The sequence below is a fragment of the Mammaliicoccus sp. J-M41 genome (assembly GCF_022385935.1).
In the GTDB taxonomy this organism is placed as follows: Bacteria; Bacillota; Bacilli; order Staphylococcales; family Staphylococcaceae; genus Mammaliicoccus; species Mammaliicoccus sciuri_A.
The window spans coordinates 24428-37549 of the sequence record NZ_JAJNIR010000025.1; the positions used below are offsets into that span (position 1 = coordinate 24428).

Sequence of the window (13122 nt, forward strand, 5' to 3'; positions counted from 1 at the left end):
AAATCTATGAGCTTAAAGTGGTATTATTATATAATTATTTAAACTGAGAAACAAGTTCATCAAATTGATTTTGTTCTAGTTTAAGTGACTTTTTAACAAGTGGTTGTTCATCAAACTGTTCAATTTGTGATTCATATGATGGAGTATCTTTATCTTGATAAATAATACCTGTAATCATAGATTCAGTATCTAATACAGTTTGCATTGCTTGAGATTTATTCGTATTATCATAACCTTCAATATCTGCAAGTTTTGTTAAATTTTCTTTAAACCAGTCGTACGTATTAATTTTATTATACGTTACACATGGTGAAAATACATTTACAAATGAAAATCCTTTATGATTAATCGCTTCTTCAATAATACTTGTTAATTCTTTAATATCACTAGAGAAACTTTGAGCAACAAATGTTGCACCAGATGATATCGCCAATTCTAAAGGTGCAATATTTTGTTCGATGTTACCTTTTGGAGTTGATTTCGTTACAAATCCTTTAGCAGAACTTGGTGATGTTTGTCCTTTTGTTAAACCATAAATTTGGTTATCCATAACGATATAAGTCATATCCATGTTTCTTCTTAATGCATGAACAGTATGCCCCATACCAATCGCAAATCCATCACCGTCACCACCTGAAGCGATAACTGTTAAATCTTTATTTGCCATTTTAACACCTTGTGCTAATGGTAAAGAACGGCCATGTATAGAATGAACGCCGTATGAATTTACATAACCACTTAAACGTCCTGAACATCCAATCCCTGTAATAATGGCAACTTCTTCTGGCTCTAGTCCAACATTAGCTGCAGCTTTTTGAATCGCAGCTTGTACTGAGAAATCTCCACAACCTGGACACCAGTTTGGTTTAACATTATTTCTAAAATCTTTAAATGTTGCCAATTAAATCAACTCCTTCATATTACTTACGATTTCTAAAGCTTTATCTTCTATTTCATGTGGTAAGAACGGCGTACCGTCATATTTAGTTTGGTTAATAATTTTATTTTGATGATTAATGTTCATCTTAATAATATTAGATAATTGTCCTTGATAGTTATGCTCAGCTACAACAACTTTTTTAGCTTTATTAAATGCTTCTTGCACAACATCTGTAGGGAACGGATGAAGTTGTCTTATTTGAATATGATTGACTTTCACATTTTGTTGATCCAATCTTGAAATAGCTTCTTCGATTGCACCAGCTGTTGAGATAAAGCCAACATATAATATATCCGCTTCTTCATATTTTTCATTAGATTCTACTGGCTCATCTATCAATAATTGAGCTGTCTTGCGCATACGTTTATCCATTTGTTTTTGTCTGTTTTCAGCACTTTCAGAAGGTTTTCCTTCTTCATCATGTTCAACACCTGTAACGTGATGGATACCACCTTTTGTACCTGGTAAGATACGTGGTGAAATACCTGAATCTGTTAAAGCATAACGTTTAAAGTACGCTTTATCTTCTTGTTTTTCTAAATCACCTTCAACTAATGCACCTCTACGAATTTCAACTTTGCTGTAATCTAATGATTCTACAGTTTGTTTACCTAATGATAATTGTAAATCTGATAATAAAATAACTGGACATTGATATTCTTCAGCTAAGTTAAACGCTTCTACAGTTAAGTAGAACGCATCACTTGCACTAGTTGGTGCTAATACGATTTTAGGAATGTCACCGTGTGTACCATAAATCATTTGCATTAAATCTGATTGTTCTTGTTTCGTTGGCAAACCAGTAGAAGGACCTCCACGTTGCGTATTGACAATCACAAGTGGTGTTTCAGTCATACCTGATAAACCTATTGATTCCATCATTAATGATAAACCTGGACCTGCTGAAGATGTGAATGAACGTACACCTGCATAGTTTGAACCTATTGCCATTGTACATGCTGCAATTTCATCTTCTGTTTGAATAACCGTTCCACCTAAAGCTGGTAAACGATCTATCATATACTCCATAATTTCTGATGCTGGTGTGATTGGATATGCTGCCATAAATCTAACACCTGCTGCAACAGCACCTAAACCAATTGCATCATTCCCTATCATAAATAAATGACCTTCTGAATCAGTTGGTTCTAATGTATGTTCACTTTGTAAATCGTCCATTTGTTCAGACATTAAGCGATATCCTTCATTTAAAGCTTGAATGTTTAAATCTACAACACTCTCGCCTTTTTTACCGAATAGATCTTTTATTAATGATTCGAATACTTTCGTATCTAAATCCATTACAGCACAAGTTGCACCAACTGCGACCATATTTTTCATAAGTGCAGTGCCCAATTCTTTTGCTACACCTGTGAATGGTAAACTAACCAATTGTGCTTTACTATCTTCTGGATTTTGTGGTTTCGCTTTTTCATCTGCAATAATAATGCTGCCTTCAAGCATTTCATGATAGTTAACTTCTATCGTCTCTTGATCAAATGCAATTAATATATCTAAATCGTCACTAATAGCTCTTACTGGTTTTGACGATACTCTAATTTTATTATTTGTATGCCCACCTTTAATTCTACTTGAAAAATGGCGATATCCGTATAAATAATATCCTTGACGGTTCATAGCAGTTGCAAAAATTTCACCTGTTGATTCAATTCCTTCGCCTTGCTGTCCGCCCACTTTCCATGAAATTTGTGATTTCATTTTATGGCCTCCCCATGTAATATCTCATGTTATATCATAACAAAAAAACCCTTTTAATCCTATGAAATTAAAGGGTTTTAATAAAAATCAGTCTAATGGACGATACTATTCAAATGGATGATCGTCATTAATTAATATACGTTGTATTTTTTTAGCTTTACCTGCACTATCAAGGTCAATAATAACACCTGACAATACTTTTCTACCTACATCTGGTAAATTATGACGTTGCGGTAAACTTGTTATAAATCTTTCTATAACTTCAGCTTTATTAATACCTAATATCCCGTCATAATAACCTGTCATACCTACGTCAGTAATATAAGCAGTACCTTCATTTAACACGCGCTCATCAGATGTTTGAATATGCGTATGTGTACCAACCATGGCACTTACTCTACCATTCAAATACCAACCCATTGCGTTTTTCTCTGAAGTTGTTTCAGCATGAAAATCTACAAATATATACGGCGTTATTTTTGAAGCTTGTTCTATAAGTTCATCTGCTTTTTTAAATGGGCAGTCTATTGCTGGCATAAATGAACGTCCTTGTAAATTAATGATTGCGATATCTTTATCATTAACTCTAATAATTCTCATGCCAAGACCTGGCGCTTCTTCAGGGAAATTCGCTGGACGAACCATTCTATTTGCTTGTCCAATAAAGTCATATATTTCTCTTTGACCATAAGTATGATTACCCATCGTTAAAAAGTCGGCACCCATTCTTAAAATATCTTTATAAATTTTCTCTGTTAAACCTTTACCATGTGCAGCGTTCTCTGCATTCACAATCGTAAACGTTGGTTTGTAACTTGCTTTAATTTTTGGTAAATATGTTTCTAACTGTTCTCTTCCTAGTTTGCCTACAATATCACCTATAAATAAAATTCTCAATATTGACATCCTCTCTATTCACTCTATATTCTAATTCAAAATAAAAAATTTTAAAAGAGATGATTATTAATTTTTTATTAGGGTATACATAATACGAGCGTTATTCAAACACATTTGTTTAGTAACGTTACAAAATCTAATAGGAGTGTTTATTTAAACATGGGAATTGAAATCCAACCAGAAAAATTTGCAGAATTAGTGGTTAGAGCAAATCCATCCGTAGAAGAAAATGCAGAAGATATCGCGAAAGACAGTTTAGAACTATACGTTACAGCATTCAAACTCGCTGAAAAATATGGTAGTTGTGGCGTAAATTCACAAGAAACGTCCAACGTTTTAAAAGAAGCATTAGATTTAGAACTGAACTTAACACGTTAAATTTATTATAAAATACTAATATCAAAAACCATCGCTATAGACTATAGCGATGGTTTTTGGTTTGTAATAATAAAAATGTTTGAATAGACGTGAGTTAAAAGATGAATAAACTCACGAGTTCTCCAATCTTGTGGGTTAATGTCCTCATTAACTCACGACTTTCCCAATCTTGTGTGTTAATGCCTTCGTTAACTCACGAGTTCTAAGATAACTATTTAAAATCAACACTTTGTACAATACTTACTTAAATATATAATTCACGATATTTTCAGTGGTACCTATTTTATCATCTTGTAATAATTGGTCTGTTATATTTTGATAATCTGGTTGCTTGTTTTCTAGTAATTGTCTAGCCAGTATGCGTTCATCATTACTTGCAATTTCTATTGTGACAAGTTCGAATATATCAAAGTAAAAGCCTGTTTGTTCTGAGTAAACTTCTGTATCTTCTTGCAATAAGAAAATGGGTTTATTTAAATGTGCATAATCAAATATCGTAGAAGAATAATCTGTAATCATGGCATCTGAAATTAAATATAGTTCTTGAATGTCTACAAGTTCATTATAAAAACAATGAATTCGATCGCTTAATTCACTATAGGTTACTCTCAAATGTGATTCGTTAGGATGCAATTTAACAATAATTTCATATTCTTCAGGTAATTGTTCTAATAAGATATTTAAATTGATTTTTGATAATAATGCTCTTTTTTCTTTTCTCCATGTTGGGCAGAACAAAATATATTTTTTATCATTACTTTTAGTAAAGAAATATTTCGTAAGCACGCGTTCTTTCTCTGTTTCGTCATGCTTCATTAAATATTCATTTCTCGGTGCACCGAGTTGAAGGATTTGCAAGTCCTGCTCTGGTTGAATATTAAATGATGACTCTAGTAACATTGTGTTTACTGCTGAAGAAGTTAATAAGTAATCCCACTTCTTCATTCTTGGTTTAAATGCTGCAACTTGAGCGTTTCTTTCAGCTTTATCTTCTAAATCATTCAACATTCTTTTAAGCGGAAAGCCATGCCATGTTTGTACAAATATTTGATCTTTATGTTTAAACACTCTATCTAAAGTATTGCCATTCACCACGACATATTTGCATGACCTAAATGTTTGATTATAGATGGCACTACCAAACCTTATAGGTATTAAATTATGATTTCTAATTTCCATATCTACCAACGCATTTCTAGAACTTACATATACTTCTTTATCAGGAAAATGTTCTTTAATATATAATGCGATATATTTCGGATCTCCACTAAAGTTATTCCCATGAAATGACTCAATGAACACTTTGTTTTCTGACGGTGTAATAGCATCGTATTGCTGTTTAAGCTTATCCATTTTTCTTTTTTCGTATTTCTTTTTAGCAAAATTAAAAACTTTCTCATTATTTAACACTGTTCTAATAACTGGTTTAGTCTTATATTGTTCATACAAATCTCTACCATATTCAAGCTTTGATTTTTTACGGGCTTTTTGTGTAACTTGTGACTTACTTCCTGATCCTACTTTTAAACCATCCATACATGCTTTAGATGCTTCAATAAAATCAGAAGCATAGTCTCTATCAATAAATGTTGCATTCAATAAAGCTACATCTTCAGCTCGTTCTTCCTTTGTATATTTGTTATCAATAAACTCAATTAAACGCTCACTATCTTCTTGAATATCTTTATCCAAAAATTGAACGGCATGATACGGTTCATATATACGTTTAAGCACACCATCTTCGCCAGCATAAATAAATGCTTTATTACCTTCTGCTATAGATTCTAATATAGAATAACCTAGTGTTTCATATGGAGAAGATGATATATAAATATAGTTTTTAGGTTCACGTTCATTCATATGAACATGTTCCTCTAGTTGATAATAATGAATTAAATTTTTATATAATATTTCGGATGGTCCATACCCCTTGATATATAAATGTATATCATCATACCCTTTAACATTAATGATACGATTCATCATTTTTATTACATATGAAATATCCTTTATATTATCTTCAAACCTCGCTTTAATTAATAAATTTCTTCGTGTCACACTAGGTTCTTCATTCACAATAATATGTGACGCATCAACATATTGATTAAAGACATTCTCTTTTCCATAACGTTCGATGAAATCATGCTTAATATCAATAGAGCTCACTCTATATGCATCAATCGCATCAAAAGCTAAATCTTGATTATCATCAATATATGCTAATGGCCCATGTATCTCCCCTACGACCATTGCATTTGGATTGATGGATTTTATTTCTCTTGCTAAATAAAAGAAGGTTTCTCTCGTTAGTATAACGAGATCTGCATTTACAAAATCTTCACTTGTTTTAAATTCTTCGAAACTTAAATGCTTATCAAATAATTGTTCATTAATCATTGTATTAAATTTCGCTGTCTTATCAAAAGTTTTAAAATTATAATAAACAACTTCATGATTAGCTTTAATAAACGATTTAATTAAATTGATATTACTTCTTGATGTTCCACCTTTAGCAAAAAGATTGAACCCTAAAATTTTAATTTTCATTCAATCTCGCCCCTTTGTAATTGTTTTTATCTTATAATTAAATTTTCATTCATACTAACACTCCTTATATACTTATTCCACAATTTCTAATTATTTTACACAGAATTATTTGTTAGAAATAATTATTTTTATTGAATATAAAAATAGAAGACAATCTAATATAAGATTATCTTCTATATTACAATATTAAATTCAATCACTTTTTCTCATCAATCACTTACTAATATATCTTTTTTAAATTGTATAGCTTGAATAACACCATTTGAAATTTCTTCATGATTCAACCAACGTTTAGTTCCATCTTCATTTACTCGATGACCCAATTTTACCGTGAATACATTAAAGCCTTTATTCTTAAGCCTATTAATAAACTCAGCATCATCAAATTTATTTGTACCGACGACGTGAACATAAATTGGTTCAGCATGCTTATCTATACTTATATTTTTCTCAATGAACTTCAGATGATTGAAATAACCATTACTATGTACCCAACTCACCATCATATTGACATCTCGTATATGTTCATCACCTAACACAATATCATTTTCATAATCATATTGTTTAAAATGTATATTTTTTGAATGAAGTAAGTCCTCTGAGTATTTATTTTGATTTCTAGAAAGTAGCCAAATATCATCATCAAAATGTTCTTTAATCCATTTCGTTGCATCCATCAACATACCAGATCCACCAGCAATAACAATTGTCACTTTATTCACCTACTTTAATTTTAAAAATTTTTCTTAAGTATGCTTAATATAACACAAGCTTTCAATAGATTTTCATTTATTCAGTCAAATTTATCTCTCACATTTCACTTTACAAACACGAACACTTGTTCGTATAATAAAAGAAAAGATTCTACGGGAGGTGTTTGTGATGAATAAGTATATTAACTTAATGATTCATAAATTTGAAACTTACATTTACATGTTAGATAGCGTTGAACCAACTAATGATACGGCGATATTTTTAAATGGTGAAGTTATTTATAAAGAAATAGACAAAGTTGAACGTTACCTTCAATCATTTGATTATCGTACTGAGAAGTTCATTTTATTTACGGGATATTTAAAGATTTTACGCGTCATTTATCGTGATGTTTATACATCTTCAACACAACGAAATACGATGATAGTTTCTTTGAATAACGCGATCCATTGCTTAAATAAAATGAATAAGGAGCTTGTATATGAAAATCATTAATCCTGACTTACCAGAACCTTATAAATATGAGACAGATTATCGCAAAATTCCTAATCATTATCTACAACGTAATATTCCTAAAGGAAGAGGCATGATTAAATGGGCACCATTTGCAACAATGCCTCAACAATATGAAATGATTAAACAATTTATAGCCGATCAAACAAAAGTAGAGAAACCTATATTAGAAGAAACTGCATTAAATGATTTGAATAACGTATTAGCAGAGAAAATATTTTATAATCCACAAGCACTTATTAAATATTGGGAAGATGGTTATTTTAAAGAAATAGCATGTGAAATTCATAAATTTGATAGTGAACATAAAAAATTAGAAGTCATTGCAGAGGATAAGAAAGTAAGGTTGAACATGGATTGTATTGTAAGTATTGAATAGTTTAAAACCATTCTCTTCGGTTATGCTATGATATGTAAATGGGGGTGGCATCATTTATGATAAAGATTGAACGTATTACTAAAAATAATGAGCATGCACTTAAATTACCAAATGAACCATTTGAATTGTTCATTTGGTAAACTTGTCGTTACGAGAACTGCTGATACATGGCAATATCATGAAGTGTTAACAGATTCTGATACGATGATTTTTCCTGAGGAAGATTATCAGCTTGATTCAATTGATCAGAAAGGTTTTGCAATAGGTGCATTTGATGATAACAAATGTATTGGTTTAGGTATTTTTGAAAAGGATTGGAATAAATATTTGTATTTAAGTGATTTGAAAGTCTCTTCTTCTTACCGCGGTCAAAATGTTGCATCAACATTGTTAAATGCAGCGATAGAATTCGCAAAAGATAAAGGAATGAAAGGGATTTATACGATAGCTCAAGACAATAATTTAAATGCTAATCGCTTTTATTTAAAATATGGCTTTGAAATTGGTGGATTAAATACCAAATCATATCAATTCACACAACAAAAAGGTAAATTTGATATTTATTATTATTTGGATTTTAATGCATAACTAAAAAGCGGGACGGAAATCTTTTTAAATAAATTAGATTTCTATCCCACTCTCATTTGCAGTGAATTACATTTAGTTTATCTTCTTCGCTTTAAATATAATCATCATAGGTCTTCTCAATTCATCTTTCATACCATCTATATCCATCATATGTTGAGGTGGTATTGGCTCAACAATATTTTCAATGATAAATTGATTATTTTTAAGTGCTGCAAAATATGAAGTTAATGTATGATGATATTTTTTTATTTCACTACCTAAGAAATGTGTATTTCTTTCCCCTTCTACAAAATAATGATCAACAGGAAAATGCTCAATTTCTCCATCTTTATAAATCAAGTCTTGAGAACCATGTGCTGTAAATATAGGATGCTCTACTGAAAATATAAATTCGCCATTATGTGTTAATGCTTTTGATACTTTCTTAAACAGTGACTCAATGTCTTCTATATAATGAATCACTAATGAACTTAATATTACGTCATAAGTATTAGGTTCCATTGAATACTCATCAATTAAATCAACTAAATAGGTTATTTTAGAATCATGATTGACCGCTTCTGCCTTCTCTATCATTTTTTTTGAAGCATCGATACCTATGACTTCTTTAGCGCCTTGCTGAACAGCATATTTACAATGCCAACCGTAACCACAACCTAAATCCAATACTTTTTTATTTTTAAAGTCAGGTAAATTGCTTTGTAATGTTTCTCATTCTCCTGCACCTTCCAAGCCGTGCTGACTTCTCGCCATTTTAGCATATTGATCAAAAAATGCTTGATCATCATATTGATTCTCCGGTTTCATATTATCACCTCATACTCATGATATCAGAATGAAAGCAATAAATTTAATGTTTTAATAACCCCACTTTCGTTATGATTGATAGCGATGAGGTTTGCATCTTTTTTCAATTCTGGATAAGCGTTATCCATTGCTACTTTATATTTAGCTGATTTGAATAAATCTATATCATTAAGTCCGTCTCCAAAAGCAATTGTTTCAGCTGGATCAATGTTTAATATGCTTTGTATTTTATGAATAGTTGTTCCTTTATTCACACCTAACTTCGTAATATCAATCCAGTAATCTTCAGATGCAATAATATAAACTTCGTTGTTAAAGTAATCAATTTGTTGTGCAGTCTGTTTACATTTACCTGAAGCGTCATGAACCGTAATTTTCAAGAAATCACTTTTAATTTCTGTGAAATCTTTAATGTATGTAACATTTTGATATGACCCATGTACAGCTTTTCTCTCTTCTTCAGAAACAGTATCTAGAACATATGCTACATCTTCCGTACATGCAATAATTGTTTGTTCTTCATCTATTTTTGTTAAAGCATCTATAATATTTAATCCTAATTCATTTTGTATCGTTGCTGTGTAAAGAAATTCACCGTTATATTTTATACGTGTTGCACTATCTCCAATAATGAATGTATCTTTCGTTAAATCTCCTACAATATTTTCAACTCTTTCACATTGCTTTCCTGTACAGAACACAAATCTAATATTATGTGAATCTAGATTTTCTTTTAATATACCAAACGCTTCTCTATCAAACTCACTATTACCATCTAAAAAAGTACCATCCATATCTGTAACGACTAATTTTATATCCATCTAATTATCCTCTTTACTTTGTAACTATTTAATCATATTGTATCGGTATAATTATAGATTTTCAATAGAAAGCATTTACTTTTTTATTTGTTTAAGAAATTTTTTCGGCGTTTGTCCATATCTTTCTTTAAATTTTTGTATAAAATAACTCGTTGTTGAAAAACCACACGCGAATGTTGTTCTTTTTTATCAAATTTATCACCCGCTTCTTTAATAATATTAATCAACATTTGATGTTCAGAGAGATTCGGTGACAAATATATATAAGGTATTTTATGTGCTAATTCTAATACTTGTGTTAAATATTCCATCTCTATCTGTTTATGCATATCAGCAAGATCAATATTCCAACAAAAATATTCTGTATCAGACACACTTTCATTTATTTCATGAACAACTTGAGAATTGATAAATAACCCGTGCCCTTTTGGAACATGTATCAACTCTTCACCTATCCCAACTTTAAGTTCACCATTAATGACATAAACATATTGCAAAGCACTATGTCAATGAATGGGGATGTATCCGTATAACGTTTTGTTTAAAACAGTATGTAAAATAATGTGATGCCAATTTTTATAAGGATATTGAATTAATTCTTCTCTTGTTTCTTCAACAATGATTTCAGTATACAATCAACAATCACCTCAATATTTTGATATTATTACACAATATTTATGTATTATATCATGTTTTAAATCACTATAATCAATATATAATTATAAAATGAAGGTGAAATATATGAACAAGTATAATCGCATTAAAGGTATAACTTTAGCAATAGTTGGTGCAAGCTTTTGGGGACTAGGTGGTACAGTTTCTGATTATTTATTTCAACATCAACATATTGATATGAATTGGTATGTAACAGCAAGACTGCTTATAAGTGGTGTATTACTATTATGCTTGTTTAAATTAACGCATAAACAACATAGCTTGTTTAGTATATTTAAAAATAAGACCAGTATCATTCAGTTGTTGCTATTTTCAATTTTTGGAATGTTTCTCGTTCAATACTCATACATGGCATCCATCAATTACGGTAATGCAGCAGTAGCGACACTTTTACAATATATTGCGCCAGTCTATATCATTATTTGGTATGTCTTAAGAAAGAAAGACACTTTTAAAGCGTTTGATTTAATAGCGATTACTCTAACAATCGCCGGTTCTTTTTTATTATTAACAAATGGGAGTATTTACAACTTAATGGTTGCTAAAAGTAGTATTATTTGGGGAATTATATCTGGTTTATCATTAGCTTTTTATACGATTTATGTTGGTAATTTATTAAAAAAATATCCGTCAGTTCTCGTCGTTGGATGGTCAATGCTTATATCTGGCATATTTATCAATTTTAAAACGCCTATTTGGGATATTGATATTCAACTATTAAATGGCCAAACTATTTTCTATCTCTTATTTGGGATTATTGCAGGTACAACGATTGCGTTCTTTTTCTTTATTTCTAGTTTGAATTATTTAAGTGCTAAAGAAACCGCATTTTTTGGAACAATTGAACCTGTAATCGCCATATTGAGCAGTGCTATTTGGTTAAATGTCGCATTTTTACCATTTCAAATATTAGGGATATTGTTAATATTAGTATTAATACTCACAATATCATTAAAAAAAGGAAATACTTCAGAAGTTTAAAATTAAAAACAACCATACTCAAACAAAAATCATTGTCTCAGTATGGTTGTATATCATTTATAAAAATATTTGATAAAAGTCTAAATCTAACCACTTATCAAATTTATATCCTACTTTTTCAATTTTACCACTATATTTAAACCCTAATTTTTTATGTAAATCAATACTGCCTTGATTATCACCATCAATTCCTGCAACAATCGTTTTATAGCCATTTTTCTTTGCTAAATCAATAATTTCTAATAATAACTTTGAAGCAATACCTTGTCTTCTGAAATCAGGATTAACATATATTGAATGTTCAACTGTATATTGATATGCTGGCCAATCTCTGAAAGATCCGTATGTTGCAAAACCAGCAACTTGACCATCCACTTCATACACAATAACAGGTTGGTTATTTTCTACTTTAGTATTAAACCATTTCTGACGTTCTTCTAATGTTGTTTCATCATATGTGTATACAGCTGTCGTATTCTTAATTGCATCATTATAAATATATAGGATATCTTTTAAATCTTCTTCTTTTGCTAATCTAATCATCTTTCCATCCTCCTTAATTTATATTTAGTATACATAAAGAATACAATGACACAAATTTATGTGAATATAACTGACATGACTGTACAATTATTCAATAACATACATTTGATAACATAATATTATTATTTGAAATTTTTTCTATCCATTTATTTAAACGTAATCTATTTGGATTGATTTGATCCATTTGTTCAAAGTCAACAACATATCCTTTTTCTTCTAGCCAACTTTTTTCAGCAGTTTGACTAGAAAATTGACCTTTTATTTCAGTTTTTATGCCTGTCACAGATGTAAATGTATCAACAACTTCGTTTAATGTTAATTCATCAGAAGCAATTTCAATAGATTGATGATTGTATTCTTCTACATTTTTGAATATTTGAGCAGTTATTTTAGCGTTATCTTCAGAAGGAATCATCGCAAATTTTATATCAGGTAAAATAAATTCTGGAATATATATGTTATCCGCTTCTACTTTGACAATGCGCAGATAATTATCCATGAAAAATGATGGTTTAATAATTGTATAATTGAGAGTGTAAAATAAACTGTGTAAGTAGAGAACGTACGACTCTACTTCACAGTTTATTTTTTATATAATCTAGCGCGCTATCGCTTACTAT

The 13122-nt window shown here is 30.2% G+C and carries 15 protein-coding genes and 1 pseudogene; 5 read left to right on the top strand and 11 right to left on the bottom strand.

Features of this window, described 5'->3' with window-relative positions; all coding sequences use genetic code 11:
* Window positions 1-34: 34 nt before the first annotated feature.
* From LQ686_RS09785 to LQ686_RS09795, 3 genes are all read right to left on the bottom strand, one after another.
* Entirely contained in the window at window positions 35-901 is an 867-nt protein-coding gene (locus LQ686_RS09785; protein ID WP_025905600.1) for a 2-oxoacid:ferredoxin oxidoreductase subunit beta, read from the bottom strand.
* Window positions 902-2659 carry a 2-oxoacid:acceptor oxidoreductase subunit alpha gene (locus LQ686_RS09790; protein ID WP_025905599.1) on the bottom strand — a complete coding sequence of 586 codons (1758 nt, stop codon included), beginning with the start codon at window positions 2657-2659 and terminating at the stop codon, window positions 902-904.
* A 105-nt stretch (window positions 2660-2764) separates the two neighbouring features.
* Window positions 2765-3556, bottom strand: a complete 792-nt coding sequence (locus LQ686_RS09795) for a TIGR00282 family metallophosphoesterase (RefSeq protein WP_025905598.1) — start codon at window positions 3554-3556, stop codon at window positions 2765-2767.
* Window positions 3557-3715: 159 nt separating this feature from the next.
* On the opposite strand from LQ686_RS09795, the gene LQ686_RS09800 reads away from it, so the two are divergent.
* The gene (locus tag LQ686_RS09800; protein WP_025905597.1) at window positions 3716-3934 is read left to right on the top strand and encodes a hypothetical protein; all 219 of its coding nucleotides are present in this window, start codon (window positions 3716-3718) and stop codon (window positions 3932-3934) included.
* Window positions 3935-4174: 240 nt separating this feature from the next.
* On the opposite strand, the gene LQ686_RS09805 is transcribed toward LQ686_RS09800, so the two are convergent.
* Complete coding sequence (locus LQ686_RS09805; protein ID WP_107596945.1) at window positions 4175-6481, bottom strand: CDP-glycerol glycerophosphotransferase family protein; 2307 nt, start codon at window positions 6479-6481, stop codon at window positions 4175-4177.
* A gap of 209 nt (window positions 6482-6690) precedes the next feature.
* Window positions 6691-7194: a Rossmann-fold NAD(P)-binding domain-containing protein gene (locus tag LQ686_RS09810; RefSeq protein ID WP_107566103.1), complete on the bottom strand. Its 504-nt coding sequence runs from the start codon at window positions 7192-7194 to the stop codon at window positions 6691-6693.
* Between the two features lie 169 nt (window positions 7195-7363).
* Between LQ686_RS09810 and LQ686_RS09815 the strand changes: the two genes are divergently transcribed.
* The 3 genes from LQ686_RS09815 to LQ686_RS09825 all read left to right on the top strand — a co-directional run bounded on the left by LQ686_RS09815 (window position 7364) and on the right by LQ686_RS09825 (window position 8675).
* Complete coding sequence (locus LQ686_RS09815) at window positions 7364-7690, top strand: hypothetical protein (RefSeq protein WP_025907213.1); 327 nt, start codon at window positions 7364-7366, stop codon at window positions 7688-7690.
* Window positions 7677-8087, top strand: a complete 411-nt coding sequence (locus LQ686_RS09820) for a YolD-like family protein (RefSeq protein ID WP_025907214.1) — start codon at window positions 7677-7679, stop codon at window positions 8085-8087. The genes LQ686_RS09815 and LQ686_RS09820 overlap by 14 nt, the downstream gene beginning before the upstream one ends.
* Before the next feature lie 93 nt (window positions 8088-8180).
* Complete coding sequence (locus LQ686_RS09825) at window positions 8181-8675, top strand: GNAT family N-acetyltransferase (RefSeq protein ID WP_199219737.1); 495 nt, start codon at window positions 8181-8183, stop codon at window positions 8673-8675.
* Window positions 8676-8747: 72 nt separating this feature from the next.
* Here LQ686_RS09825 and LQ686_RS09830 read toward each other — a convergent pair.
* The 4 genes and pseudogenes from LQ686_RS09830 to LQ686_RS09845 form a co-directional block, all read right to left on the bottom strand.
* A pseudogene (locus LQ686_RS09830) lies at window positions 8748-9368 on the bottom strand (class I SAM-dependent methyltransferase); the annotation flags it as partial.
* Window positions 9369-9505: 137 nt separating this feature from the next.
* Window positions 9506-10303 (bottom strand): Cof-type HAD-IIB family hydrolase, encoded by a 798-nt coding sequence (locus tag LQ686_RS09835; RefSeq protein ID WP_025907216.1) that lies wholly within the window; start codon window positions 10301-10303, stop codon window positions 9506-9508.
* 83 nt (window positions 10304-10386) lie between these two features.
* Window positions 10387-10800 (bottom strand): hypothetical protein, encoded by a 414-nt coding sequence (locus LQ686_RS09840; protein ID WP_239733303.1) that lies wholly within the window; start codon window positions 10798-10800, stop codon window positions 10387-10389.
* 9 nt (window positions 10801-10809) lie between these two features.
* Entirely contained in the window at window positions 10810-10938 is a 129-nt protein-coding gene (locus LQ686_RS09845; protein ID WP_107596958.1) for an AraC family transcriptional regulator, read from the bottom strand.
* A gap of 106 nt (window positions 10939-11044) precedes the next feature.
* Between LQ686_RS09845 and LQ686_RS09850 the strand changes: the two genes are divergently transcribed.
* Complete coding sequence (locus tag LQ686_RS09850; RefSeq protein WP_025907218.1) at window positions 11045-11959, top strand: DMT family transporter; 915 nt, start codon at window positions 11045-11047, stop codon at window positions 11957-11959.
* Between the two features lie 57 nt (window positions 11960-12016).
* On the opposite strand, the gene LQ686_RS09855 is transcribed toward LQ686_RS09850, so the two are convergent.
* Together LQ686_RS09855 and LQ686_RS09860 are read right to left on the bottom strand one after the other, a co-directional pair.
* Window positions 12017-12502 (bottom strand): GNAT family N-acetyltransferase, encoded by a 486-nt coding sequence (locus LQ686_RS09855; protein WP_107566105.1) that lies wholly within the window; start codon window positions 12500-12502, stop codon window positions 12017-12019.
* A 91-nt stretch (window positions 12503-12593) separates the two neighbouring features.
* Window positions 12594-13088, bottom strand: coding sequence for an NmrA family NAD(P)-binding protein (locus LQ686_RS09860; protein WP_345772678.1), 495 nt, complete (start codon window positions 13086-13088; stop codon window positions 12594-12596).
* Window positions 13089-13122 lie beyond the last annotated feature (34 nt).

Excerpts from the sequence above, each read along its gene's own strand:
- LQ686_RS09790 (WP_025905599.1), bottom strand. The coding sequence starts at position 2,659 with ATGAAATCACAAATTTCATGGAAAGTGGGCGGACAGCAAGGCGAAGGA.
- LQ686_RS09800 (WP_025905597.1), top strand. The coding sequence starts at position 3,716 with ATGGGAATTGAAATCCAACCAGAAAAATTTGCAGAATTAGTGGTTAGA.
- LQ686_RS09805 (WP_107596945.1), bottom strand. The coding sequence starts at position 6,481 with ATGAAAATTAAAATTTTAGGGTTCAATCTTTTTGCTAAAGGTGGAACA.
- LQ686_RS09815 (WP_025907213.1), top strand. The coding sequence starts at position 7,364 with ATGAATAAGTATATTAACTTAATGATTCATAAATTTGAAACTTACATT.
- LQ686_RS09820 (WP_025907214.1), top strand. The coding sequence starts at position 7,677 with ATGAAAATCATTAATCCTGACTTACCAGAACCTTATAAATATGAGACA.
- LQ686_RS09825 (WP_199219737.1), top strand. The coding sequence starts at position 8,181 with ATGCACTTAAATTACCAAATGAACCATTTGAATTGTTCATTTGGTAAA.
- LQ686_RS09835 (WP_025907216.1), bottom strand. The coding sequence starts at position 10,303 with ATGGATATAAAATTAGTCGTTACAGATATGGATGGTACTTTTTTAGAT.
- LQ686_RS09850 (WP_025907218.1), top strand. The coding sequence starts at position 11,045 with ATGAACAAGTATAATCGCATTAAAGGTATAACTTTAGCAATAGTTGGT.
- LQ686_RS09855 (WP_107566105.1), bottom strand. The coding sequence starts at position 12,502 with ATGATTAGATTAGCAAAAGAAGAAGATTTAAAAGATATCCTATATATT.